Here is a 25,232-nt window from a genome sequence, read left to right as displayed (position 1 = left end):
GGTCTTACCGGCCCGCCTTTCGACCAGGGCGCGCTCCCCTTTGCACCGGCCTGACCTGCTGCTGAGCGGTCACTGTTGGTAGACGTCGGTCAGCCTTGGGAGGCGTTCGACGGCCCACAGACGGCCCGGCGCGACGCCCGGTCAACCAGCCCGGGACCGCTTGTCTTGTCGCTTGTCGTCCCCATTCACCCAGCTCACAGCCACACATCCGGGGCTGAGGTGCCCACCAGGCCCAAGACGACAAGCGACAAGCGACAAGGACCGCCCTTCGGGCGACGACCTCTGGGCGCCCACCGAGCACGCCGCCTCCGCCCCCTGCGGCGACTGGGTAGTGGAGTCCCAAAGGACAGACAGGTGACAGGCGACAGGCGGATGACAGGTGAGCGACAGGCAGAGACCGGGGCCTGAGTCTGTACCGGCCACTCCTCGCCGTGCATGCGCAGGAGAGCAGCCACGGCCCGGCCCGAGCAGGAACCGCTCACCCCGTCCGCCCGTCATGTCCACGGGAGTTGCCAGAGAATCAACACTCGTTACGATCTTCACCCACCGAGGTCCGAGGAGATCCATGGTCGACACCGTCAACTCACTGGCCGCCCGTGTTCACGAACTGCTGGTGGAGGCCATGACCATTGGTCCCGCCGCGGTGGCCACCGCGGGCTTCCACGACGTCGTCGCGCGCGCCGCGGCGCTCGGCCCCGACGGCACGTGGCTCGTCGCCGCCGGCCACGCGAGCCTCGGCGTCATGGCCGTCCTACGCGGAGAGGCGAACCAGGGAATCCTCCACCTCGACGCCGCGGTGGCAGCCGGTTACAACGACTGCGTGGCGCTCCACGTCGCCCCCCTACGTCCGCTGCACGACGATCCCCGCTTCCGGGCCCTGTACCAGCGGATGCGCATCACCCAGGCGGACTTCGACGAGTTCTTCTGGCTGCACCAGGAAATGGAGCTCATGGTGCGAGACGCCCAGACAGCGGCCGTTGACAACATCGGCCGTCTCGACACCGGGGTGTCGCCGCTTCCGCAGGCCCCCATGCCGACCCGGGAACCGAACACCCTCGGTGTCCTGATCACCCGCATCGACCTCGCGGCGACCCAGACCGCACTCCAACGGGCCGCCTTGAAGGCGGAGTTCCAGCGCAGCTCCGGTAATACCAGCCTCAGTCTCATCGACGACTCGTGGGACTACGCCCGTGCCAGGCGCGACGCCTGGGACGCCGACGAGTTGGATTCCCAGCGCCTGCGGGCCGCCGAGGCCCGGGCTTTCGTCGAACGCCCCGGCGCCGGCACCATGCTCATACCCTGCCCGCCGCTGGGATCGATCGCATACCCGGGCTGAGGAGGACCGCACCGGCACGGAGGCCGGTGAGGCTTCTTCGCCGGCTTCCGTCCGCCATTTCGGGCGAGGCTGGTGAGAACGGGCCACAGAGACCGCGACGCCCCCGCCGGCCGGCGGGGCGTCGCGGCAGGTACTCAGGCTTCGGTCAGCCAGCCTTCTTCAAGACCGCCCAGAACGAACCCGTTCTCGAATCGCACCTTGTATCTGATCTGAGCGCCGACTCCGGCGTCGAGCCCCCCGTGCCGGATGATCTGCTGACGGAGATTGTCGATGATGCCGGCCGTGTGGCCATCGAACTGGACGCCGCGGACTCGCCGTTCGAATTCCGCGAGCCCGTCCTGGGCCACGCCGCCGGCTTCCTTTGCCGAGCCCGTGACGATGCCCTCCAAGCCCTCGGCCAGGGACAGCGGACCGGGGAAGCCGATCCTGGCCGCCGTGTCGTTTGCGGTGAGCTGCACATCCCTGGTCAGCTTCACCTTGGCGCCGGTCTCGTACGGCATGGGTGTACCCCCCTCGTTCGATCTTGGCCGTGACCATGGCAAGCGTAGTCGGGGATGCCATGGAAGGAATGGGTGTCCGGCAAGATCAGAAGCCTCACGGCTTGCCAGGTAGGGCCCTTCGTATCGGCCTCGGCCTGCAACGCTCAGAACCCAGTTCCTGCTTCTCGTCAACATTTCCCAGAGCAGCCGCCCGCGGTCGCTCCCGGGATCCGGCTACAACCGTTTCTCTATCTGGCCTACGCGCCTTTCGGGCCGTCCGCGACGTGACGCCAAGGCTTGAGGCAGGGAGAGATCTTCGGCATCGACGTGGACGCGCTCGACTTCGAGGCGGACACGGTGCATGTGGTCCATCAGCTCAAGCTGAGTCGCTGCAGGCCCGTGTTCGCCCTGCCGAAGGGCGGAAAGCTTCGTGACGTGCCGCTGCCGGGACCTGTGGCTGACATCCTGCGTGCCCATATGAAGGTGTGCCCGCCCGTGGCCATCACACTGCCCTGGGGCACGAGCCGGGGGCCGGCGGTGACGAAGCGGCTCGTCTTCACGGCACCGCTGGGCCATCACGTCTGGCGGAACCAGTTCAACAGCGACCAGTGGAAGCCTGCTCTCGCCACTGCGGGGGTCATCCCCGAGCGGGACGAAGGGCAGGAGACGTACGCCGCGGCTCGCGAGCACGGTATGCACGCCCTGCGGCACTTCTACGCGTCGGTCCTCCTGGACGCCGGAGAGAACATCAAGGCGGTGGCAGAGTACCTGGGGCACTCCGATCCCGGACTGACCCTTCGGGTGTACGCCCACCTGATGCCCAGCAGTCGGGAGCGCACGCGGCAGGCGGTGTCGTCCCTCTACCCCGGTCCGAAAGAGCCCCCGGCCGCGGCCTGACGGCCCACAGACGGCCCGGGGCAAGGAGCAAGCCCCCCGCCTGCGGAGAAGATGCAGGTGGGGGGCTTGATCAGACTGGGAACTACTTCTTCTTCTTGTACTGGGCGCCGCGCTTCTCGCGCACCCGCACCGAGATGTGGATCGGGGTGCCGTCGAAGCCGAACTCCTCGCGCAGGCGGCGCTCGATGAAGCGCCGGTAGCCGTGCTCCAGGAAGCCGGAGGCGAAGAGGACGAACCGCGGCGGCTTGCTGCCCGCCTGGGTACCGAACAGGATGCGGGGCTGCTTGCCGCCACGGATCGGGTGCGGGTGGGCGGCGACGACCTCACCGAGGAAGGCGTTCAGCCGGCCGGTGGGGACGCGCGTCTCCCAGCCCGCCAGCGCCGTCTCGATCGCCGGGACCAGCTTCTCCATGTGGCGGCCGGTGAGCGCCGAGACGTTCACCCGGGGCGCCCACGAGACCTGCTGCATCTCGGTCTCGATCTCGCGCTCGAGGTAGTAGCGGCGCTCCTCGTCGAGCTCGTCCCACTTGTTGTACGCGATCACGATCGCGCGGCCCGCCTCGACGGCCATCGTGATGATGCGCTGGTCCTGGACGCTGATGGTCTCGGTGGTGTCGATCAGGATCACCGCGACCTCCGCCTTCTCGACGGCGGCGGCCGTGCGCAGGGAGGCGTAGTAGTCGGCGCCCTGCTGCAGGTGCACCTTCTTGCGGATACCGGCGGTGTCGACGAACTTCCAGGTGATGCCACCGAGTTCGATGAGCTCGTCGACCGGGTCGCGGGTGGTGCCGGCCAGCTCGTTGACGACGACGCGGTCCTCCTTCGCCACCTTGTTCAGGAGCGAGGACTTGCCGACGTTCGGGCGGCCGATCAGCGCGATGCGGCGCGGGCCGCCGGGGGCGGCGCCGCCGAAGGTCTGCGCGGGGGCCTCGGGCAGGGCTTCCAGGACCGCGTCGAGCATGTCACCGGTGCCACGGCCGTGCAGCGAGGAAACCGGGTGCGGCATGCCGAGGCCGAGCGACCACAGGGAGGCCGCGTCGGCCTCGCCGCTCTGGCCGTCGACCTTGTTGGCGCACAGCACGACGGGCTTGCCCGCCTTGCGGAGCAGCCGTACGACGGCCTCGTCGGTGTCGGTGGCGCCGACCTTGGAGTCGACGACGAAGACGACGGCGTCGGCGGCCTCGATGGCGTACTCGGCCTGGGCGGCGACGGAGGCGTCGATGCCGAGGACGTCCTGCTCCCAGCCGCCGGTGTCGACGACCTTGAAGCGGCGGCCGGCCCATTCGGCCTCGTACGTGACGCGGTCGCGGGTGACGCCGGGCTTGTCCTCGACGACCGCCTCACGGCGGCCGATGATCCGGTTCACCAGGGTCGACTTGCCGACATTGGGGCGGCCGACGACGGCGAGGACGGGAAGCGGGCCGTGACCGGCCTCCTCGATCGCGCCTTCGACCTCTTCGATGTCGAAGCCCTCTTCCGCGGCGAGCTCCATGAACTCCGCGTACTCGGCATCGCCAAGTGCTCCGTGGTCGTGCTGGTCGTTCATGAAGTCCGTTCCTCGTCGTTCGTGGTGATCGGTGGTACCCGCGCAGCGCGGTTCCACTACTGGTTTCAAGTCTCGCTCAGCGCCCGGTGAGGCGCTTGGCGTCGGCCAGGTGGGCGGTCAGCCGGTCCTGGATGCGTACGGTGGCCTCGTCCAGCGCGGTACGGGTCCGGCGGCCACTGCCGTCACCCGCGTCGAAGGCGGAGCCGAAGACGACGTCGACCCGGCTCTTGAGGGCCGGAAGGCCCTTCACGACCCGGCCCGGGGTGTCCCCGCTGCCGAGGACGGCCACGGGGACGATGGGTGCGCCGCTGCGGACCGCGAAGTACGCGAGGCCCGCGCGCAGCGAGGCGAAGTCGCCCTCGCCCCGGGTGCCCTCGGGAAATATCCCCAGGGCCCCTCCATTGTCGAGCACGCCGAGGGCGCGGCCTATCGCCGTCCGGTCGGGGCCGCCGCGGTCGACCTTGACCTGCCCGATCCCTTCGAGGAAGGGGCCGAGCGGGCCCACGTACGCTTCCTTCTTGATCAGGAAGTGCAGCGGCCGGGGCGCGGTGCCCATGACCATGGGGCCGTCGATGTTGTGCGAGTGGTTCACGGCGAGGATGACGGGGCCCGAGGCGGGCACCTTCCAGGCCCCCAGCACGCGCGGCTTCCAGAGCCCGTACATGAGCCCGATTCCGATGCGCCTGCCGACCGCCGCACCCTTGAGGGAGGGCGCTTGGCTCACTTGCGGCCCGCCCGCTTCTCTTCCACCAGCGTCACGACGCACTCGATCACCTGGTCGAGCGTGAGTTCGGTGGTGTCCACCTCGACGGCGTCGTCGGCCTTGGCCAGCGGGGAGGTCTTGCGGCCGGAGTCGGCCGCGTCGCGCTTGATCAGCGCTTCCCTGGTGGCCGCGAGGTCGGCGGCCTCCTTGCCGCGGAGCTCGCCGCTGCGCCGGGCGGCGCGCGCCTCGGCGGAAGCGGTCAGGAAGATCTTGAGGTCGGCGTCGGGCAGGACGGTGGTGCCGATGTCCCGGCCCTCGACGACGATCCCGTCGGCCTCCTGGGCCGCCTCGGCGGCGATGGAGCGCTGCAGGTCGGTGATCAGGGTGCGCACCTCGGGGACGGCGCTGACGGCGCTGACCTTGGAGGTGACCTCCTGGGTCCGGATGGGACCGGCGGCGTCGAGGCCGTCCACGGTGATGGTGGGGGCGGCCGGGTCGGTGCCGGACACGATGGTGGGCTTGCCGGCGGCGATCGCGATGGCCTGCGGGTCGTCGGTGTCGACGCCGTTGGTGATCATCCACCAGGTGATGGCCCGGTACTGGGCGCCGGTGTCCAGGTAGCGCAGCCCGAGCTTGGCGGCCACGGCCTTGGAGGTGCTGGACTTGCCCGTGCCGGAGGGACCGTCGATGGCGACGATCACGGCGGACGGAGCTGCGGTTTCCACGGTGCGGGCACCTTCCTGGTTGCGCGTACGTGTCCGGGCGCGGCAAAGCGCCCCTCCCCAAGGTTACCGGCCCCGGACGGCCCCCGTCCCCGCCGTGCGTTCCGGGGGCCGGCCGGCCCCTCCGGGCCGCCCGCCGCCGCGCCGCTCCGCTACTGCTGTCGCAGTGCCCAGCCCCGCTCGCGCAGCTCGGCGGTCAGGCCGGCGGCCGCCCGCGGCTCCACCATGAGCTGGACGAGGCCGGCCTGCTGGCCCGTCGCGTGCTCGATCCGTACGTCCTCGATGTTGACCCCGGCCCGCCCCGCGTCGGCGAAGATGCGGGCCAGCTCACCGGGCTGGTCGCTGATGAGCACAGCCACCGTCTCGTAGACCGTGGGCGCCGCGCCGTGCTTGCCCGGCACCCGGACCCGGCCCGCGTTGCCGCGGCGCAGCACGTCCTCGATGCCCGCGGCGCCGCCGCGCCGCTTCTCCACGTCGGCGGACTGCAGGCCCCGCAGCGCCTCCACGGTCTCCTCCAGGTCGGCGGCGATCCCGGCGAGGACGTCGGCGACCGGTCCCGGGTTGGCCGAGAGGATCTCCACCCACATCCGGGGGTCGGAGGCCGCGATCCGGGTCACGTCGCGGATGCCCTGCCCGCACAGCCGGACCGCCGTCTCGTCGGCCTCCTCCAGCCGGGCCGCGACCATGCTGGAGACCAGCTGCGGGGTGTGCGAGACGAGCGCCACCGCGCGGTCGTGGGCGTCGGCGTCCATGACCACCGGTACGGCCCGGGACAGGGCCACCAGCTCCAGCGCGAGGTTGAGCACCTCGTGGTCGGTGTCCCGGGAGGGGGTCAGCACCCACGGGCGGCCCTCGAAGAGGTCCGCGGTGGCGGCGAGCGGCCCCGACTGCTCCTTGCCGGCCATCGGGTGCGTCCCGATGTACGCGGTGACGTCCACGCCGAGCGCCGCCAGCTCCCGCCGCGGTCCGCCCTTGACGCTGGCGACGTCCACGTAGGCGCGCGCGACCCCGCGCCCGATCAGGTCGGCCAGGGTCGCGGCCACGTGGGCCGGCGGTACGGCGACGATCGCGAGGTCGACCTGCTCCTTGGGGGCCTCGTCGGTGCCGGCCCCGAGGGCGGCCGCCGTACGGGCCCGGTCCGGGTCGTGGTCGGCGAGGTGGACGGTGATCCCCCGGGCGGACAGGGCGAGCGCCGCGGAGGTGCCGATCAGTCCGGTTCCGATGACGACGGCGGTTCTCACGAGGCACTCCCAGGGGACGAAAAGGCGAGCTGACGGACTGTCCGGCCAGGGTATCCAGCACCCGCGGCACGAGGGCCCGACCGCCCATCCCGTGGGACGGCTGCCGGGCCCTCGTGCGGCGCTGCCGGACGGTCAGAACTTCTGCGCGCGGATGATGTCCTCCAGCGAACCGGACGGAAGCTGTCCTTCCGGGCTCAGCCTGTCGACGGCCGCCGGCAGGGCCTGCGCGATCTGGTCGGCGGCCTCCTGGGGGCTGACGCCGGCCTGTGCGGCCGCCTTCTGCAGGGCCTCGTCGGGCACCGCCCCGGCGATCTGGGCGCCGCTGACCGACCGGTTCTCGCCGGTGCCGATCCAGGACCGGGCCTGGTCGGCGAGGCCGGCCTTGGTCAGCATGTCCAGCAGCCCGCCGAGCGGGTTGCTCCCGCCGGCCTGGGAACCGCCGGCCTGGGAACCGCCGGCCCCGCCCATGAGGGCGCCGAGCAGCGCACCGAGGATGTTGCCGCCGCCGGAGCCCGCGCCCTGGCCGCCGCTGCCACCCAGGAGGCCGCCGAGCAGGGAGCCGAGGTCGTTACCCGCCATCGTGATGCCTTTCGCAGAGGGGCCGGGGCGCGCGGACAGTGGCACACCCGGCTTCGGAACACGGACAATGTCACCCATTACGGACTATGCCGCCACCTGGCGCACACGTCCGCTCCCCTGAGGTAGAACGATCCGCATGATCTTCCACATCGTCCCGCTCGCCGACTGGGCCGCCGCGCCCGAGCTCCCGTACGCCCCGCCCTCGCTGGAGGCCGAGGGGTTCGTCCACTGTTCCGCGGACCGCCCCACGGCACTCGCGATCGTCGACGCGCACTACCGGTCGGTACCCGGGATCCTGCTCGCGGTGGAGCTCGACGAGGGCGTGCTGACCGCCGAGGTCCGCCGGGAGAGTGATTCCGGTGGCCGATATCCACATGTTCACGGTCCGCTGAACCGGGAAGCCGTGATCCACGTGTGGGAGGTCGTACGCACACCCGGCAGCCCTGCCTCACTGGCCCCATGGGAACCGGGCCGATGAACCGGCGCGGCAGGCTTCACCTGAGGCCCGCCGCAGGCCAGGATGCTGCACGCCATCCGGCCACGAAGCGAGGAGAGACTCATGAGCGACCTCACGCACACCGCCCGGCGCACGGTACTGACGATCGGCGCGGCCGCCCTGGCCGGCGGCGCGATCAGCGCCTGCGGCAGCAACGGCGGCGAGAAGGCCTCCCCGGGGGAACCGAACGAGGTGCCCGCCCAGCCCGCCGAGCCCGCCGCCCCGGCTCCCGCCACGTCGGCGGACACGGGCGCCGCCGGCAAGACCCTCACCAAGAAGGCGGACGTACCGGTGGGCGGGGGCAAGGTCTTCAAGGAGGAGAAGGTCGTGGTCACCCAGCCCAAGGCCGGCACCTTCAAATGCTTCACGGCGGTCTGCCCCCACCAGGGGTGCCTGGTCAACAAGGTGGAGGACGGCAGCATCGACTGCCCCTGCCACAACAGCAAGTTCGCGATCGCCGACGGCGCGGTGACCAAGGGTCCGGCCACCAAGGGGCTGGCCGAGAAGAAGATCAAGGTCGCGGCGGACGGCAATATCTCGCTCGCATAGCGGCAGGTCAGGCGCCTACGCTCCCGGGATGGACGATCTGACGCTGGTACGGGACCACACGGTCTACCGGTGCGTGATGGGCTCCCGGGCGTTCGGACTGGCGACGGAGGCGAGCGACACCGACCTGCGCGGTGTCTACCTCGCCCCGACGCCGCTGTTCTGGCGGTTCGAGAAGCCCCCCACGCATGTGGAGGGCCCGCGGGACGAGGAGATCTCCTGGGAGCTGGAGCGCTTCTGCGAACTCGCCCTGCGGGCCAACCCGAACATCCTGGAGTGCCTGCACTCCCCCCTGGTGGAAGAGGTCACCCCGGTCGGCGAGGAACTGCTCTCCCTCCGCGGGGCCTTCCTCTCCCGCCGGGCCCACACCAGCTTCGGCCGGTACGCGGCCTCCCAGCGCGGCAAGCTCCTCGCGGACGTCCGCGTCCACGGCGCCCCGCGCTGGAAGCACGCCATGCACCTGCTGCGCCTGCTGCTGTCCTGCCGTGACCTCCTGCGCACCGGCCGGCTGGCCATCGACGCCGGCCCCTACCGCGACCGCCTGCTCGCGGTCCGCCGCGGCGAGCTCACCTGGGAGGAGGTCGACGCCTGGATGGCCCGCCTCCAGGAGGAGACGGAGAACGCCCTGGTCGCCACCGTGCTGCCCGCGGAGCCGGACCACGCCCGGGTGCAGGACTTCCTGGTCCGCACCCGCCGCGCGTCAGCCGCGTAGCGTGCGCCGCCGTACGACGAACTCGTCGAGAGCGTCGTACGCCGTCGCCTGCTCGGGCAGCGCGGACGCGGCCTGCGCCGCGTCCAGCACGGCGTGCAGCGCCTCGAAGTCCTCGCGCACGCCGCCGACGGGCGGTCCCTCGTAGCCCCCGTGCTCGGCGGCCACCTTGGCCTCGATGAGGGCGGCGAGGTACGGGGGCGCCTCCGGCACCTCGGCCAGCAGGGTCGGCAGGTGCGCCTGCACCTCGGCCGACCGCATGAGGTGGATGCCGGTGAGCAGCGCCCGGAACGCGTAGAGCAGCGGTTTGAGTTCGGCGGCCTTCTCGAAGAGCCGCCACTGGGTGCCCGCGAATCCCCGGTAGTGGTGGGCGTGGTGGGAGGTCAGCACGCCGGGGGCCAGCGCGATCAGTTCCTCGTGCGCCGCCGTCGTGTGGACCACGAGCGGGGAGAGCAGCTGCTCCAGGACGTAGCCGTTGCGGTTCAGCATCAGGCGGACGAACTTGCGCAGGTCGTGGGTGACGAGGTCCATCTCCACGTCGTCCCGGTCCCACATGCGGGTCCGGGTCTCCTGCGGATCGCGCAGGCCCAGAAGGTCCCGCGCCGGGAGCAGGTGGGCGCCGCGCAGGTCGATGTCGGAGTCCCGGGACGGGAAGCCGTACAGGTGCGCGCCGGAGACCGTGGCGAAGAGCAGGGGGTCGGGCTGCTCCGCCACGACGGGGGTCAGGTCGATACTCAGTGCGTCCAGCATGGCTCAAGCGTCCCAGAGGGTGCCGAAGGCCAGGAGTTCGTCCCGGTACTCGATGCGGCCCTCCCATTCGCGGGGCCAGACGTCCGCGCCGAGATGGGCTCCGGCGAAGGCGCCCGCGAGGCAGGCGAGGGAGTCGGAGTCGCCGCGCGTGCAGGCGGCCCGGCGCAGCGCGGTCAGCGGCTCGTCGGGGAAGAGCAGGAAGCAGTGCAGGGCGGTGGCGAGGGCCTCCTCGGCGATCCAGCCGTCGCCCGTGGTCAGGCAGGGGTCGGTCTCCGGGGAGGGGGACCGCAGGGCGGCCGCGAGCCGGTCGAGGACCGCCAGGCACTCGTCCCAGCCCCGCGCGATGAAGGACTCCGGGGAGGCGTCGGACGCGGTCCGCATCCACAGGTCGCCCAGCCAGCGCTCGTGGTAGCGGGTGCGGTTCTCCAGGGCGTAGGAGCGCAGCCGTCCGACGAGCCCGGTCACCTCGGTGCCCTCGGCCAGCAGGTGGACCGCCCGTGCGGTCAGGTCGGAGGCGGCGAGCGCCGTCGGGTGTCCGTGGGTGAGGGCCGACTGGAGCTGTGCGGCGCCGGCCCGCTCCTCCTCGGTCCAGTCCGGCACGAGCCCGACCGGGACCACCCGCATGTTGGCGCCGCAGCCCTTGGAGCCGATCTGGCTGGCGTCGCGCCAGTCCCGGTCCGGGGTGTCGAGCAGCCGGCAGGCGGTCATGCAGGTGCGGCCCGGGGCGCGGTTGTTCTCCGGGGAGTGGTACCAGTCGACGAACTCCTCGCGGACCGGCCGGGTCAGGCGCAGCGGGCCCACCGGGCCGCGCTCGGCCGCCGTGCGCATGCCGCGGGCCAGGGCGAGGGTCATCTGGGTGTCGTCCGTGACGATCGCCGGGCGCGGCAGGCTCATCTCGCGCCAGGGGCCCGTCTTGGCCAGGATCGAGGGCACGTCGTTGAACTCGGTCGGGAAGCCGAGGGCGTCGCCCAGGGCCAGCCCGATCATGGCGCCGGTGGCGGCTCGCTTGGTGGTCATCGGGTGGATCCTTCCGGTCGCAGCAGGGGAGGGTGGAGGGTGGTCGCCGGACCGGGCCGGTAGAGGGCGGCCGGTTTGCCGCGGCCGCCGGTCAGCCGGGCGGCGCCCGGTACGGCCTCGACGAATCCGGGCGTCGCCAGGACCTTGCGGCGGAAGTTGGGGCGGTCGAGGGTGGTGTTCCAGACGGTCTCGTAGACGGACTGCAGCTCGCCGAGGGTGAACTCGGGCGGGCAGAAGCCGGTGGCCAGGCACGTGTACTCCAGCTTCGACCCGATGCGCTCCCGCGCGTCCGCCAGGATCAGGGCGTGGTCGAAGGCCAGCTCCGAGACCTCCTCCAGGGCGAGCCAGCGGGCGTGCGCCGCGTCCCCGCCGCCCTCGGCCGCCGGCTCCGGCAGGTCGGGGACGAGGGCGGTGAAGGCCACCGAGACCACCCGCATCCGGGGGTCGCGGTCCGGTTCGCTGTAGGTGCGCAGCTGCTCCAGGTGGAGCGCGGCCACGAGGTGGTCCGGCAGGCCGGTCTCCTCGGCCAGTTCGCGCCGGGCGGCGGTCTCGGCGGACTCCCGCGGCAGGACGAACCCGCCGGGCAGCGCCCAGGCTCCGGCGTACGGTTCCTGGCCGCGCCGGATCAGCAGGACGTGCAGGGCGCCGCCGCGCACGGTGAAGACGGCCAGGTCGACGGTCACCGCGAACGGCTCGAAGGCGTACGGGTCATAGCCGGCGGTCATCGGTTCTCCGGAAGGGGGTCGGTGAAGTGCCAGCCCTCGGCCAGCAGTCCGTCCACGGCCCGGACGGCTGCCTCCAGCCGGGCCGCCCGGTCCCCGCGCACGACGAGGAAACGCCTCCCGGTGTGCTCCAGTTCCGCCCGGAACCGCTCGGTCATCCAGGGCCGCAGGTGCTCCCCGTCCCGCAGTCCGTCGTCCTCGAAGGGCACGTCGGCGTGGTCGGTGAGCAGGTACAGGTCGCGCCGGGTGAGGTCGGCGATCCGCTCGACCTCCGCGTTCCGGCCGCCCATGTACCGCTCGTGCCAGACGGCGGTCGCAAAGGAGTCGGTGTCGCAGAACAGCACCGGGGAGCCGAGCCGGGCCGCGTGCTCCTCGTCCGCGTCCTGGCGGCGTGCGATGACCGGGAACTCCTGCGAGGTGAAGGAGACGTCCGCCCAGGAGGCCGCGGGGTCGCAGGCGCGGGCCGCGGCCAGCTTCTCCTCGCTGTACCGGCGCCCGTACTCGGCGACCCAGCCCGTCTTGGCCCAGACGCCGCCGCGCCGCCGGTAGTGGTCCGCCAGGGCCCGCGAGAGTGTGGTGGTCCCGGTGGACTCCGCGCCGAGGACGACGACCCGCCGGGTCAGGGCGGCGCGGACGGCCGGCCCGAGGAACTCCCAGGAGCCGGCCGGGTCCTTGCGTACCGCCGTACCGGACACCGGGAACAGGGTCCGTTCCCGGTCCACCAGGACCTCCTCGGCGCCGAAGCGCCGGGCGAGCTCGCTGCCGTACTCCTCGGAGGTGAACACGGCGTCCACCCGCCCGGGGACCGCGCGGCGGAAGACGGCCATGTGCGCCTCCCAGATCTCCGGGTCGTGCAGGTCGACCGGGATGTCGTCCACCGCGCCGACGACCTCGGCCCCGGGGTGCGCCTCGCGCATCCAGGCGACCCGGTCGGCGAGCGGGACGGACTCCACGGAGGCCGCGCACACCAGCACGGTCAGCCGTTCGCACTGGTCCTGGGCGGTGCGTACGAGGTGGTGGTGCCCGGCGTGCGGCGGGTAGAACTTGCCGAGGACCAGGCCGTGCCCGTGGCGTCTCATGCCGTCGCCTCCGCCGCCGTGCGGGCGTCCCGCGCGGGCAGGGTGCGCCGCCAGCCGAGGAGTCCGGCCACGCACAGGGCGAGGAAGCCCACGTAGAGCGCGGAGGTCAGGTAGAGCCCCTTGTACGCGTAGAGCGGGATGTAGACGAGGTCGGCGGCGATCCACAGCCACCAGGACTCCACGAGCTTGCGGCACTGTCCGTACGTGGCGACGAGCGAGAGCCCGGTGGTCAGTGCGTCCCAGAACGGGACGGTGGAGTCGGTGGCCCGGCTCAGCAGCAGGGTGAGCGCGAGCACCCCCACCGCCCCCGCCGCGGCGAGCGCGGCCCATTCGGTGCGCGTGGTGCGGCGCACCGGCAGGGCCTCGGCGGTTCCTGGTCCACCCCCGTGGGTCCAGGACCACCAGCCGTAGGCGGCGAGGGCGATGAAGACGATCTGGAGCCCGGCGTCGGCGTAGAGGCCGGCCTGGGCGAAGAGCGCGATGAAGAAGACGTTGTTGGCGATCCCGATCGGCCAGTTGGCCACGTGCTGCCGGGCGACCAGCCAGACGCACAGGGCGCCGGTGGCGAAGCCCAGCACCTCGGTCCAGCTCATGGTCCAGCTCATGACGACCCCCCTCGGACTGTTTAATGGTCAGACTGACTATAAACAGTGATCGGGGTCCCCGACAAGCAGAAAACCCGCGGCGCCCTGGGGCACCGCGGGTTTCTGCGATCGGACCGGCCGCCTGCGCGGCGGCCGGCCTGCGTCCTAGAGACCGACCTCGCGCATCAGCATGCCGACCTCGGTGTTGGTCAGGCGGCGCAGCCAGCCCGACTTCTGGTCGCCCAGCTCGATCGGACCGAAGGAGGTCCGGACGAGCTTCTCGACCGGGAAGCCGGCCTCCGCCATCATGCGGCGGACGATGTGCTTGCGGCCCTCGTGGAGGGTGACCTCGACCAGGTAGTTCTTGCCGACCTGGTCGACGACGCGGAAGTGGTCGGCGCGGGCGTAGCCGTCCTCCAGCTCGATGCCGTCCTTCAGCCGCTTGCCGATCTCGCGCGGCAGCGGGCCGGTGATGGCCGCCACGTACGTCTTCTTCACGCCGTACTTCGGGTGCGTGAGGCGGTGGGCCAGCTCACCGTGGTTGGTGAGCAGGATGATGCCCTCGGTCTCGGTGTCGAGCCGGCCGACGTGGAAGAGACGGGTCTCACGGTTGGTGACGTAGTCGCCGAGGCACTGGCGGCCGTCCGGGTCCTCCATGGTGGAGACGACACCGGCGGGCTTGTTCAGCGCGAAGAACAGGTACGACTGGGTGGCGACGGTCAGGCCGTCCACCTTGATCTCGTCCTTCGGCAGGACGCGCTTGCCCTGCTCCAGCACGATCTCGCCGTTGACCTCGACGCGGGCCTGCTCGATGAGCTCCTCGCAGGCGCGGCGCGAACCCATGCCGGCGCGGGCGAGCACCTTCTGCAGACGCTCACCCTCCTCCTCGGCACCGGGGAAGGTCTTCGGGGTCTTGACCACGGGCTTGTCGGCGTACCGGTCGCGCACGCGCTCCTCGATCCGCGCGTCCAGCTCGCGCGGGCGGGACTGGCCGCTGCGGCTGCCGGGGCCGCTGCGCGGGCCGCCGGCGCCGCCGATGCCGGGGGTCTTGGAGGTGCGGGGACCGCCCTTGGCGCCACCGCGCGCCGCGGCGCCGCGGGCACCGCCGCCGCCCGCCTTGGGGCCGCTGCGTCCGCTGCGCTCGCCCTCGGGGCCTACGTCGTAGCGGCGCTCCTCGGGACGCGGGTTGCGGATGCGGGGGGCCGGCTGGTCGCGGTCGCGCGAGTCGGAACCGCCGCCCTGGTAGCCGCCACCGCCCTGGTAGCCGCCGCCCGAGCTGCCTCCGCGGGAGCCGCCGCCCTGGTAGCCACCACCCTGGTAGCCGCCGCGGGAGCCGCCGGAGCTGCCTCCGCGGGAGCCGCCGCCGGAGCCGCCGGAGCTGCCGCCCCGGTAGCCGCCCCCGGAGCTGCCGCCGCGGGAGCCGCCGGAGCCGCTGCCACCGCCGGAGCCGCTCCCGCGGTAGCCACCGCCGCTGGAGGAGCCGCCGCGGGAGTTACCGCGCCCGCCGCCACCGCCGCCGCCGCTGTTCCTGTTGCCGCCACCGTTGCCGTTGCCGCTGCTTCGCATCAAAGTTCCGTCGTCTTGTCGTCGTCTGCATCTGTGTCCGGTGCGTCCGGATCGAACGACGGAACACCTTCCTGCGTCTCGGCTTCGATCGCCTCCGCCTCGGGGAGGAAGGGCGCGAGCTCCGGGAGCTCGTCAAGACCGCGCAGGCCCATCCGCTCCAAAAAGTGGTTCGTCGTCCTGTACAGGATCGCACCTGTTTCGGGTTCCGTCCCCGCCTCCTCCACCAGACCCCGCTGGAGGAGGGTCCTCATGACCCCGTCGCAGTTGACCCCGCGGACCGCCGAGACCCGCGATCGGCTGACCGGCTGCCGGTACGCGACGACCGCCAGGGTCTCCAGGGCCGCCTGGGTGAGCCGGGCCTGCTGGCCGTCCAGGACGAAGCCCTCCACGGCCGGCGCGTAAGCGGCCCGGGTGTAGAACCGCCAGCCGCCGGCGACCAGCCGCAGCTCGAAGCCCCGGCGGGCGGCCGTGTACTCGTCGGCGAGCTCCCGCAGCGCCTGCCCGACCTCGCGCGGGGTGCGCTCCAGCACCTTGGCCAGGTGCGCCTCGGTGGCCGGCTCGTCCACGACCATGAGCACGGCCTCCAGGGCCGGCTTCAGCTCCAGCGCTGCCACCGCGCTCACGTCGCCGTTCAATCCTTCGCCTCCACGATCTGGTCGAACTCGTCGGTCACGGTCGGCATGCCGTCGCCGTCCCCGCCGCTCCAGCGCACGGTGAGGGTCTGCAGGGCCTCCTCCTGGTCGAGGACGACCGCCTTCTCCCGGTAGAGCTCCAGCAGGGCCAGGAAGCGCGCGACGACGGTGAGGGTGTCCCCGGCGTCCTCGGTGAGCTCCTGGAAGGTGGCCTCGCCGCGCGCCTTCAGCATCCGCACCACCAGCCCGGCCTGCTCGCGCACGCTGACCAGGGGGGCGTGGATGTGGTCCACGTACACCTGGGGCCTGGCCTTGGGCTGCATGGCCTTCACGGCGAGGCGGGCGAACCCTTCCGGCCCGATGCTGATGACGACCTCGGGCAGCAGGTCCGCGTGGTGCGGCTCCAGCCCGACCGTCCGCGGGTACCGCCTGCCCTCGGCCTCGGCGCGCCGCTCGAAGATCTCGGCGATCTGCTTGTACGCGCGGTACTGGAGCAGGCGCGCGAAGAGCAGGTCCCGGGCCTCCAGCAGGGCCAGGTCCGCCTCGTCCTCGACCTCGGCGACCGGCAGCAGCCGGGCGGCCTTCAGGTCGAGGAGGGTGGCGGCGACGACGAGGAACTCTGTGGTCTGGTCGAGGTCCCAGTCGGGCCCCATGGCACGGATGTGCGCCATGAACTCGTCGGTGACCTTGGACAGCGCGACCTCGGTGACGTCGAGCTTGTGCCTCGAGATCAGCTGGAGCAGCAGGTCGAAGGGGCCCTCGAAGTTGGCGAGCCGCAGGGTGAACCGCCCGTCGCCGCCCGCGGGGGGCGCCGGGGCCGCCGCCTCCGGGTGGGACCCAGGGGGCTCCTGCTGCCCGTCTGCGGGCCCGGGGGAACGTTCCGGCTGGGTGCCGCCCGCCGCCGGCGCGGGGCGCGCAGCGGGCGCCTCAGGGGCTTCGGAGGCTTCGGGGGTTCCAGGGACCTCGGGCGCTCCGGGAGCCTCGGGGGCCTCCGGGCTTCCGGGGGCTTCCGGGCCTTCGCGGTCCGCTCCCCCGTCGTACGCCTCCGGCTGCCGGGCCGTGTCGGGAGCGCCGGGGCCTCGGCCCAGGACGCGCCGGGTCGGTCGGCCGGGTTCGGCGGGGAAGGGCATCGCGGTCCAGGAGGTGCATGGGGGCGGTGTGGAGGGCCGGGCGCCGTGGCCGCGGCCACCAGCAGCCTACGGGCTCCCCCGCACTCCCCGGTGGACCACCGCCCGGCACGGCGTCACCGCCGGACCGGCGCTCCCGCGCCCGTACGGAGCCCCGTGCGGGCGGCTCCGCGCGGCGGGGCGGAGTTCCGGGGGCGGGCCGCAGATCGCCCGGGCGCCCGGTCGTCGGGCGGACAGCCGCCGGGGCCCGGCTCCGGGAGGGCGCGCCGCGGGCCGAGCAGCGGCGCGCCGGCGGCCTTGACGGGCCGGGGCATCGGCAGGGCGGGCCCTCAGGGCGGTCAGCGGCCGCGCAGGCGCCGTACGAGGATGCTCGCGTCGCCGCGGGATTCCAGATCGGCGAGGACGACCGCGACCGCCTCGCGGACGATGCGGCCCCGGTCCACCGCCAGTCCGTGCTCCCCGCGCAGCACCAGCCGCGCGTGTTCCAGGTCCATGAGCTCCTCGGCGGAGACGTAGACCGTGATCTTCTCGTCGTGGCGTTCGCGGCCGCTGGGGCGCCGGTTCGCGCCACGGCCCTGCCCCTTGCCGCGGCGGCCCGCGCCGGCCGGGGCGGACCCGACGGCGCCGGCCGGTCCGGCAGAACCTTCCTGCGGCCGCCTGGGCTGCCCCACGACGGGACCGCCGGAGTCCGCGGCCTCCCGGCCGCGCCCCTCACCCGCCGTGCCCTCGGCCGAAGTGGCCGAGTGTTCCGCGGCGGGCGTCTCATCGACCCCGCGCCGCGGTGAGGACGACTGGAGCGCCATCCCCCCGGTCGTACGGAACAGTTCGTCGGCTCCGGGCAGACTCACTCGGCGTGACACCGGGCGAGCACCTCCCTGGCCAGCTGGCGATAGGCGGCGGCGCCGACGGAGTTGGACGCGTACGTGGTGATCGGCTCACCGGCGACCGTGGTCTCCGGGAAGCGCACCGTGCGGCCGATGACCGTGTGGTAGACGTGGTCGTCGAAGGCCTCGACGACGCGCGCCAGCACCTCACGGCTGTGCACCGTACGGGAGTCGTACATCGTGGCGAGGATGCCGTCGAGCTCCAGCTCGGGGTTGAGCCGCTCCTGCACCTTCTCGATGGTCTCGGTCAGCAGCGCCACGCCGCGCAGCGCGAAGAACTCGCACTCCAGCGGGACGATGACCTTGTGAGCCGCCGTCAGGGCGTTCACGGTCAGCAGACCGAGCGAGGGCTGACAGTCGATCACGATGTAGTCGTAGTCGGCCATCAGGGGCTTCAGGGCCCGCTGCAGGGTGGACTCGCGCGCGACCTCACTGACCAACTGCACCTCGGCAGCGGACAGGTCGATGTTGCTCGGCAGCAGGTCCATGTTGGGGACCGCCGTCTTGAGCAGCACCTCGTCGGCCGACATGCCCCGCTCCATGAGCAGGTTGTAGACCGTCAGGTCGAGTTCCATCGGGTTCACGCCGAGACCCACGGACAGCGCGCCCTGCGGGTCGAAGTCGACGAGCAGCACGCGGCGCCCGTACTCGGCGAGCGCGGCACCCAGGTTGATGGTCGACGTGGTCTTGCCCACGCCGCCCTTCTGGTTGCACATCGCGATGATCTTCGCCGGACCGTGGTCGGTCAGCGGACCCGGGATCGGGAAGTACGGGAGCGGGCGTCCGGTCGGGCCGATCCGCTCACGGCGCTGACGGGCAGCGTCGGGGGCGAGAGTGGCCGCGTACTCGGGGTCCGGTTCGTACTCCGCGTCGGGGTCGTAGAAGTGCCCCTCGGGCACATTGTCGTAGTCGGCGAAACCCACGGGCTTTTCGCCGCTCAGGTCGCCGGCCCTGGAGTTCACGTCTAGGCCGTCCATGCTCTTTTGGGGCGTCGTCATGTGCTGGTGGTTTGCGAAGGTGCGTACTGCGACGGAGCCGACAGCTTCGAGCCCGGTAGGGCCCTGGCCCCGCTCAGGCATCCCTGCTCGACCACCCCCAGGAGCAAATGTCGACTCATTCACAAGTCGTCTTACCTCCTCGGACGTGACCAGGACACTTATCGATAGGTCAGCGTGGCACCATGCCGACGGTTGGCGACTCTATGGCGTGTCACCGCCCAGCGGCAACACAATCCGCCGGACCCGGCACGATGTGTCGGCAACCGAACACCGCTCTGTCAAGGGCGCACGAGCTGTCGCTGCGAAGTTTCGCGGGTGCGCGAAAGGGTTAAAGGGTTACGTTCGAGGCGAGTTGAGCGGGGTCCTCGGGCACCCCGCGAACGCGTCCGGCCGGACCTTGCGGGCAAGGTCCGGCCGGATACGTGAGATTGACGTCAGTCGTTGACGTGTCAGCCGAGCAGCGTGCTCAGCTCAAGGGTCTCGAGGCCGTGGGCCTCGGCGACGGGACCGTAAACGACCTGGCCGTCATGGGTGTTGAGGCCCAGCGCGAGGGCGGGGTCACGACGCAGCGCCTCGACCCAGCCGAGGTTGGCGAGCTGCACGATGTAGGGCAGCGTCGCGTTCGTCAGCGCGTAGGTGGAGGTGTTCGGAACCGCGCCCGGCATGTTGGCGACGCAGTAGAAGACCGAGTTGTGGACCGTGAAGGTCGGCTCGGCGTGAGTGGTCGGACGGGAGTCCTCGAAGCAGCCGCCCTGGTCGATCGCAATGTCGACAAGGACACTTCCGGGCTTCATCTTGGCGACGAGCTCGTTGGTGACCAGCTTCGGGGCCTTCGCACCCGGGATCAGCACCGCGCCGATGACGAGGTCGGCCTCGACGACGGCCTTCTCCAGCTCGAAGGCGTTGGAGACGATCGTCTTGATCTTCGTGCCGAAGATCTTGTCGGCCTCGCGGAGCTTGTTGATGTCGCGGTCGAGCAGGGTCACGTGGAAGCCCATGCCGATGGCGATCTGCGCGGCGTTCCAGCCGGAGACGCCGCCGCCGATGACGACGCACTCGCCGGCGTGGGTGCCGGGGACACCGCCGGGGAGGACGCCGCGGCCGCCGGCCGAGCGCATCAGGTGGTAGGCGCCGACCTGCGGGGCCAGGCGGCCCGCGACCTCGGACATCGGGGCGAGCAGCGGAAGCGCGCGGTTGGCGAGCTCGACCGTCTCGTAGGCGATGGCGGTGGTGCCGGACTCCAGCAGGGCGTCCGTGCACTCGCGGGAGGCCGCGAGGTGCAGGTAGGTGAAGAGCGTCTGGTCCTTGCGGAGGCGGTGGTACTCCTCCGCGATGGGCTCCTTGACCTTGAGCAGCAGGTCGGCGGTGGCCCAGACCTCGTCGGCGGTACCGAGGATCTCGGCGCCGGCCGAAACGTACTCGGCGTCCGTGATCGAGGAGCCCACACCGGCGTTCTGCTCGATGAAGACCTGGTGGCCGTTACGGACCAGCTCATGCACGCCGGCGGGCGTGATGGCGACCCGGAACTCGTTGTTCTTGACCTCGCGGGGGATGCCGACCTTCATCGTCGATCACGGTCCTTGGCTCAGGGGATATTACGGGGCACTTCCATACATACCCGCCCACAAGAACGCGCAACGGGATGCACCACGGGAAGCCGCGGTGAACCCAGTCTAATGAAGGATGAGTCGCTGTCTAGCCTTGCAAACCAATAATCTCAGTCGGAAGCACTACGGATTTCGCAGGCTGCGGGGTCATCTCCCAGCAATCTGTCGGCTGCGGAGCGGTGCAGCCTGGCAGCCGCGGGGTCCCCCAGCCTGTCCAGCGTGTCGGCCAGCCGGACCTGCAGTGCGGCCTGAAGTCGCTGGTCGCCCGCCTTGCGGGCCAGCTCCACCGCCTCGCGGCAGGTGTGCAGCGATTCCTCGGGCCGGCCGGCGTACTCCTGGACCCGCGCCATCTCGCTCAACGCCTTGGCCTGACCGGGGACATCGGCCAGCTTCCGGTAGCCCGCGGCGGCCGCCCGCCAGCTGCGCAGCGCGTCCCCGTACCGCCCCGCGTAGGTGTGAACGTTCCCGAGCCGCCCGTACAGCCGGGCCTCGTCCGCGCGCTCGCCCCGCGCGAGGGCCTGGGAGAGCGCCCGGCCGAACCAGTCGGAGGCCCGGTGCCAGTCCGCCAGCTCCTGGTAGGCACCGCCTACGGATTCCATCGCGCGGCCCGTCGCGTACGGGTCGTTCGCCGCCCGTCCGGCGTCCAGCGCGGCCCGGTAGCGCTCCAGCGCCTCCTGGGTCCGGCCGGTCTCGGCGTCCAGATCGGCCAGGTTCAGCAGCGCTGCGGCCTGCTCCCGGCGCAGGTTGCGCCGCTCGGCCACGTCCAGGACCAGGCGGTGCAGCCCGTACAGCTCGGGGGCGGCCCCGGCCGTGCCCCGGTGGTCCGCCAGCGCCCGTACGAGGGCCGCGACCAGCCGGCGGGCCAGGGTGTCCAGCTCCCCGTCGGCCACGGCCAGGGAGGCGGCCGCGGTGAGCGCGGGCAGCCGGGTGTCCAGCCAGGTGGCGGCGGCCCGCCGGTCGGGGAACCGCAGGGCGCGCGGCAGGCCGTCCAGCAGCTCGCGCAGGCCGTCGTCGACGGCGGCGTCCACCCCGGGCTCCGCGGACTCGGCCATGGCCCGGCAGGAGTGCAGCAGCCGTACGGTGCGCTCCAGCATCCGGGCCCGGGCCAGCTGGACCTCGGCGGGGCGCTCCTTGGCCTCCAGGAGGGCCTGGAGCAGCGGCGCGAGGCAGCCGGGCAGCAGGAAGAGGCCGTCGCGGGAGGGGCGGACGAGGCCCAGCCCGGCGAAGTCGTCCAGGGTGGACTGGGCGGCGGCCACGGAGCAGCCGGCGAGGGCGGAGGCGGTGTGCGAGTCGACGATGCCGGCCGGGGCGAGCGGCAGCAGCCGCAGGGTCCGCTGGGCGGGCTGCGGCAGGGATTCGTAGACGAGCCGGAAGCCGCGGGCGAGCGGGCCGCCGGTGGTGGCGGGCATGTCGTGGAGCTGCTTGGCCACGTCGGCGACGGAGGCCTTGGGGTGGGCGGCGAGCCACCCGCCGACGAGGACGAGCGCGGCGGGCTGGCCCCCGCACTCCTCGGCGAGGGCCTCGGCGGCCCGGGGGTCGGCGGTGACGCGGGTGTCGCCGATGCGCTGGGCGAGCAGTTCCACGGCGGAGGGGGTGTCGAGTCCGCCGAGGGTGCAGGGCCGGACGTCGGGGATCCCGGTGAGCGGCCCTTCGGCGGTGACCACGACGAGGCACTCGGGGGTGTCCGGCAGCAGGGCGTCCACCTGCTCGGGGTCGGCGGCGTCGTCGACCAGGATGATGACCCGGCGTCCTTCGAGGGCGGTGCGCAGGGCGGAGCTCAGCTCGTCCTCACCGGCCCCGGGCGGGGTGGGCCGCCCCAGTCCCTCCAGCAGGCTCCGGACGGCCCGCTCGGTGGCCACGGTCTCCCCGCCGGGGGCGGTGAGCCGGGTGCGGACGACTCCGTCGGGGTACTCCTCGGCGACCTCGTGCACGAAGGCCTCGGCGAGGGCCGTGCGCCCGGAGCCGGGCCGCCCGGCGACGAGCAGCACCCGGGCCCGGGGCGCCTTGGCCTTGCGGCCGGAGAGGGTGTCGAGCCCGGTCCGCGCGATGTCCTCGCGCAGCTCCTTGAGCTCACGCCGCCGCCCGACGAAATCCGCCACGGATCCGCTCCTCTCCCTGCCACCGGATTGCGAGCGTAGTTCACGCAGAGCGACGACCCGGGTGGAGCGCGGCGGGCAAATCCCCCAATCGGATCAGCAGATGGACCTATTTTTCACGCCCCGCTCGCGCGGCGCGCCCGGCCGACACCGTCTAGACGTCATAGGGGCGGGCCGGCCAGGGGGCGAGGGCCGGGCGCAGGGCGTCGATGCCACCCTCGGAGGCGAGGGCCGCCGCGAGGGCCAGTACCCCGGTCACCAGCCCCGGGTTGTGCAGCTCGCCCGCCAGCACCCCGCGGACCAGGTCCGCGAGCGGGACCCGGGCGATCTCCATGTCCGCCTCCTCCTCGGAGACCTCGTACCGCTCCCCCTCGGCCTCCGCCAGATCCCGCGCGAGGAAGATCCGGACGGCCTCGTCGGAGCCGCCGGGCGAGGTGAAGAAGTCGGCCAGCACCCGCCACTCGGCCGCCTTGGCGTGCGCCTCCTCGTACAGCTCCCGCTGGGCCGCGTGCAGCGGGTTCTCGCCGGGCACGTCCAGCAGTCCGGCCGGGAGCTCCCACAGCCGGTGCCGCACCGGGTGGCGGAACTGCTTGAGGACCAGCACCCGCTGCTCCTCGTCGAGGGCGAGGACGCACACCGAGCCCGGGTGCACCTGGTAGTCGCGGCGGACCACCGAGGAATCCGGCATCCGCACCTGGTCCGACTTCACGGCCGTCTTCGCGCCCTCGAACGGGGTACGTGAGGCGACGACCTCCCACGACTCCGGTGTGTCCACGATGTCGTTGCCCATGGCCATGGCCGATACCTTCCCCGAGAACGCGACAGCCGGGACACGGTCCGTGCCCCGGCTGCCTACGTTATGCGGTCAGGCTCTCACTTCGCGGACTGCTGCCGCTCCACGGCCGCCTTCACCAGGCCGGCGAAGAGCGGGTGCGGGCGCGTCGGGCGCGAGCGCAGCTCCGGGTGGGCCTGGGTGGCCACCAGGTAGGGGTGCACCTCGCGCGGGTACTCGACGTACTCGACGAGCTTGTTGTCCGGGGAGGTGCCGGAGAAGACGAGGCCCGCCTTCTTCTCCAGCTCGCCGCGGTAGGAGTTGTTGACCTCGTAGCGGTGCCGGTGGCGCTCGTCCACGTAGGCCTCGTCGCCGTAGACCTCGCGCACGATGGAGCCCTCGGCGAGCTTGGCCGGGTACATGCCCAGGCGCATCGTTCCGCCCAGGTCGCCCGCGCCCTCGACGAAGGCCAGCTGCTCCTCCATGGTCGAGATGACCGGGTGCGGGGTGGAGGCGTCGAACTCGGTGGAGTTGGCGTCCTCGATGCCCGCGAGGTTGCGCGCGGCCTCGATGACCACGCACTGCAGACCCAGGCACAGGCCGAGCAGCGGGATCTTGTTCTCGCGGGCGTAGGTGATCGCGCCGACCTTGCCGTTGACGCCGCGGTCGCCGAAGCCGCCGGGCACGCAGATCGCGTCCACGTCGCCGAGCTGGGCGGCGGCGCCCGCCGGGGTCTTGCAGTCGTCGGAGGTGACCCACTTGATCTGGACCCGGGCCTTGTTGGCGAACCCGCCGGCGCGCAGCGCCTCGGTCACCGACAGGTAGGCGTCGGGCAGGTCGATGTACTTGCCGACGAGCGCGACCTTGACCTCGTGGTCGGGGTTGTGGACCCGGTCGAGCAGGTCCTCCCACACCGTCCAGTCGACGTCGCGGAACGGCAGGTCGAGCTTGCGCACGACGTACGCGTCCAGGCCCTCGGTGTGCAGCACCTTCGGGATGTCGTAGATCGACTTGGCGTCGATCGCCGCGACCACGGCCGCCTCGTCCACGTCGCACATCAGCGAGATCTTGCGCTTGATGGAGATGGGGACGTCACGGTCGGCGCGCAGCACGATGGCGTCGGGCTGGATACCGATGTTGCGCAGGGCCGCGACCGAGTGCTGGGTCGGCTTGGTCTTGAGCTCACCGGAGGGGCCGATGTAGGGGAGCAGCGAGATGTGCACGACGAAGACGTTGTCGCGGCCGACCTCGTGGCGGACCTGGCGGACGGTCTCCAGGAACGGCAGCGACTCGATGTCGCCGACGGTGCCGCCGACCTCGGTGATGACGACGTCGACGTCATCGGTCGCCATGCGGCGGATGCGGTGCTTGATCTCGTTGGTGATGTGCGGGATGACCTGCACGGTGTCACCGAGGTACTCGCCGCGGCGCTCCTTGGCGATGACCGTGTTGTAGACCTGGCCGGTGGTGACGTTGGCCGAGCCGTCGAGGTCGACGTCGAGGAAGCGCTCGTAGTGGCCGATGTCCAGGTCGGTCTCGGCGCCGTCGTTGGTGACGAACACCTCGCCGTGCTGGAACGGGTTCATGGTGCCGGGGTCGACGTTCAGGTACGGGTCGAGCTTCTGCATCGTGACCCGCAGACCGCGCGCCTTCAGCAGCGCACCCAGGCTGGAGGCCGTCAGGCCCTTGCCGAGGGAGGAAGCGACACCCCCGGTGACGAAGATGTGCTTGGTCGTCATGGATTTGGGCGGCATCGCCAAGAGGGGGCTCCCGTGGTCGCGAGGTGAGGTGCGTCCGGCGCCGGCCACCCTCGATCCGGAAGGGTCTCAGGGGGCGCCGAAGCTGCGGTTTCGGGGCTCCTGATTCGCACAGGCAGACCACCGGTCCACGGGGTACCAGCCTATCAGCGCCCGGAGCGGTCCGCCTCCGGGCACGCGGCGCGCACGCTCGGTCCGGAGGCGCCCGAGTGCGCCGGGGCGGCATCGCCGCTGCTCACCCGTTCGGCCCAGCCGCATTCTCCACAGGCTCACGGAGATCACTAGGGTGCCGTCATATCCTGCTCGGATATTGCACACATCACCGCCGGGCAGTCCGTCAGACGGCCTAACCGAGCCGATATACGGAATCATGGGCTCACGCGGAGA

24 protein-coding genes and 1 pseudogene are annotated in these 25,232 nt (G+C 72.0%); 5 read left to right on the top strand and 20 right to left on the bottom strand.

Annotation, left to right across the window (positions count from 1 at the left end):
* The first annotated feature begins 565 nt into the window (after positions 1-565).
* A complete protein-coding gene (locus tag KO717_RS28070) occupies positions 566-1,336 on the top strand; it encodes a hypothetical protein (protein WP_301372074.1) in 771 nt (256 codons plus the stop codon).
* A 134-nt stretch (positions 1,337-1,470) separates the two neighbouring features.
* Here KO717_RS28070 and KO717_RS28065 read toward each other — a convergent pair whose 3' ends face one another.
* Positions 1,471-1,836: a hypothetical protein gene (locus KO717_RS28065; RefSeq protein WP_301372072.1), complete on the bottom strand. Its 366-nt coding sequence runs from the start codon at positions 1,834-1,836 to the stop codon at positions 1,471-1,473.
* A 273-nt stretch (positions 1,837-2,109) separates the two neighbouring features.
* Here KO717_RS28065 and KO717_RS28060 point away from each other — a divergent pair.
* Positions 2,110-2,712, top strand: a pseudogene (locus KO717_RS28060) (tyrosine-type recombinase/integrase); the annotation flags it as partial.
* An 82-nt stretch (positions 2,713-2,794) separates the two neighbouring features.
* Here the strand turns inward: KO717_RS28060 and der are convergent.
* From der to KO717_RS28035, 5 genes are all read right to left on the bottom strand, one after another.
* Positions 2,795-4,258 carry a ribosome biogenesis GTPase Der gene (gene der / locus KO717_RS28055; protein WP_301372070.1) on the bottom strand — a complete coding sequence of 488 codons (1,464 nt, stop codon included), beginning with the start codon at positions 4,256-4,258 and terminating at the stop codon, positions 2,795-2,797.
* 76 nt (positions 4,259-4,334) lie between these two features.
* Positions 4,335-4,922: a lysophospholipid acyltransferase family protein gene (locus tag KO717_RS28050; protein WP_373041677.1), complete on the bottom strand. Its 588-nt coding sequence runs from the start codon at positions 4,920-4,922 to the stop codon at positions 4,335-4,337.
* Positions 4,923-4,978: 56 nt separating this feature from the next.
* Entirely contained in the window at positions 4,979-5,686 is a 708-nt protein-coding gene (gene cmk / locus KO717_RS28045; RefSeq protein WP_301372067.1) for a (d)CMP kinase, read from the bottom strand.
* A 149-nt stretch (positions 5,687-5,835) separates the two neighbouring features.
* A complete protein-coding gene (locus tag KO717_RS28040; protein ID WP_301372065.1) occupies positions 5,836-6,924 on the bottom strand; it encodes a prephenate dehydrogenase in 1,089 nt (362 codons plus the stop codon).
* A 132-nt stretch (positions 6,925-7,056) separates the two neighbouring features.
* On the bottom strand, positions 7,057-7,503 hold the full coding sequence (locus KO717_RS28035) for a YidB family protein (protein ID WP_301372063.1): 447 nt from the start codon (positions 7,501-7,503) through the stop codon (positions 7,057-7,059).
* Between the two features lie 136 nt (positions 7,504-7,639).
* Between KO717_RS28035 and KO717_RS28030 the strand changes: the two genes are divergently transcribed.
* From KO717_RS28030 to KO717_RS28020, 3 genes are all read left to right on the top strand, one after another.
* A complete protein-coding gene (locus KO717_RS28030) occupies positions 7,640-7,981 on the top strand; it encodes a DUF952 domain-containing protein (RefSeq protein WP_301372060.1) in 342 nt (113 codons plus the stop codon).
* Between the two features lie 81 nt (positions 7,982-8,062).
* Positions 8,063-8,548, top strand: coding sequence for a Rieske (2Fe-2S) protein (locus tag KO717_RS28025; protein ID WP_301372058.1), 486 nt, complete (start codon positions 8,063-8,065; stop codon positions 8,546-8,548).
* A 28-nt stretch (positions 8,549-8,576) separates the two neighbouring features.
* Complete coding sequence (locus tag KO717_RS28020) at positions 8,577-9,257, top strand: nucleotidyltransferase domain-containing protein (protein ID WP_301372056.1); 681 nt, start codon at positions 8,577-8,579, stop codon at positions 9,255-9,257.
* Here the strand turns inward: KO717_RS28020 and KO717_RS28015 are convergent.
* From KO717_RS28015 to KO717_RS27950, 14 genes are all read right to left on the bottom strand, one after another.
* Positions 9,246-10,004, bottom strand: a complete 759-nt coding sequence (locus tag KO717_RS28015; protein WP_301372054.1) for a nucleotidyltransferase domain-containing protein — start codon at positions 10,002-10,004, stop codon at positions 9,246-9,248. The two genes, KO717_RS28020 and KO717_RS28015, sit on opposite strands and share 12 nt — an antisense overlap.
* Before the next feature lie 3 nt (positions 10,005-10,007).
* Positions 10,008-11,021, bottom strand: a complete 1,014-nt coding sequence (locus tag KO717_RS28010) for an ADP-ribosylglycohydrolase family protein (protein WP_301372052.1) — start codon at positions 11,019-11,021, stop codon at positions 10,008-10,010.
* Entirely contained in the window at positions 11,018-11,746 is a 729-nt protein-coding gene (locus tag KO717_RS28005; protein ID WP_301372050.1) for an NUDIX hydrolase, read from the bottom strand. The genes KO717_RS28010 and KO717_RS28005 overlap by 4 nt, the downstream gene beginning before the upstream one ends.
* Positions 11,743-12,822: an AAA family ATPase gene (locus KO717_RS28000; RefSeq protein ID WP_301372048.1), complete on the bottom strand. Its 1,080-nt coding sequence runs from the start codon at positions 12,820-12,822 to the stop codon at positions 11,743-11,745. The genes KO717_RS28005 and KO717_RS28000 overlap by 4 nt, the downstream gene beginning before the upstream one ends.
* Positions 12,819-13,427 (bottom strand): nicotinamide riboside transporter PnuC, encoded by a 609-nt coding sequence (gene pnuC / locus KO717_RS27995; RefSeq protein ID WP_301372046.1) that lies wholly within the window; start codon positions 13,425-13,427, stop codon positions 12,819-12,821. Before pnuC ends, KO717_RS28000 begins: the two co-directional genes overlap by 4 nt.
* Positions 13,428-13,571: 144 nt before the next feature.
* Entirely contained in the window at positions 13,572-14,972 is a 1,401-nt protein-coding gene (locus KO717_RS27990; protein ID WP_301372044.1) for a pseudouridine synthase, read from the bottom strand.
* Positions 14,972-15,595, bottom strand: coding sequence for an SMC-Scp complex subunit ScpB (gene scpB, locus KO717_RS27985; RefSeq protein WP_376165076.1), 624 nt, complete (start codon positions 15,593-15,595; stop codon positions 14,972-14,974). Before scpB ends, KO717_RS27990 begins: the two co-directional genes overlap by 1 nt.
* 8 nt (positions 15,596-15,603) lie before the next feature.
* On the bottom strand, positions 15,604-16,734 hold the full coding sequence (locus tag KO717_RS27980) for a segregation and condensation protein A (RefSeq protein ID WP_301372042.1): 1,131 nt from the start codon (positions 16,732-16,734) through the stop codon (positions 15,604-15,606).
* 335 nt (positions 16,735-17,069) lie between these two features.
* On the bottom strand, positions 17,070-17,591 hold the full coding sequence (locus KO717_RS27975) for a hypothetical protein (RefSeq protein WP_301372040.1): 522 nt from the start codon (positions 17,589-17,591) through the stop codon (positions 17,070-17,072).
* Complete coding sequence (locus KO717_RS27970; protein ID WP_078626630.1) at positions 17,576-18,694, bottom strand: ParA family protein; 1,119 nt, start codon at positions 18,692-18,694, stop codon at positions 17,576-17,578. The genes KO717_RS27975 and KO717_RS27970 overlap by 16 nt, the downstream gene beginning before the upstream one ends.
* Positions 18,695-19,062: 368 nt before the next feature.
* Complete coding sequence (ald, locus tag KO717_RS27965) at positions 19,063-20,178, bottom strand: alanine dehydrogenase (RefSeq protein WP_301372036.1); 1,116 nt, start codon at positions 20,176-20,178, stop codon at positions 19,063-19,065.
* Between the two features lie 152 nt (positions 20,179-20,330).
* Positions 20,331-22,319, bottom strand: coding sequence for a tetratricopeptide repeat protein (locus KO717_RS27960; RefSeq protein ID WP_301372034.1), 1,989 nt, complete (start codon positions 22,317-22,319; stop codon positions 20,331-20,333).
* A gap of 151 nt (positions 22,320-22,470) precedes the next feature.
* A complete protein-coding gene (locus KO717_RS27955) occupies positions 22,471-23,106 on the bottom strand; it encodes an NUDIX domain-containing protein (RefSeq protein WP_301374816.1) in 636 nt (211 codons plus the stop codon).
* A gap of 83 nt (positions 23,107-23,189) precedes the next feature.
* Positions 23,190-24,842: a CTP synthase gene (locus KO717_RS27950; protein ID WP_301372032.1), complete on the bottom strand. Its 1,653-nt coding sequence runs from the start codon at positions 24,840-24,842 to the stop codon at positions 23,190-23,192.
* Positions 24,843-25,232 lie beyond the last annotated feature (390 nt).

The organism is Streptomyces xanthophaeus (assembly GCF_030440515.1).
In the GTDB taxonomy this organism is placed as follows: Bacteria; Actinomycetota; Actinomycetes; order Streptomycetales; family Streptomycetaceae; genus Streptomyces; species Streptomyces kutzneri.
This window is presented reverse-complemented; position numbering and strand designations above follow the sequence as displayed.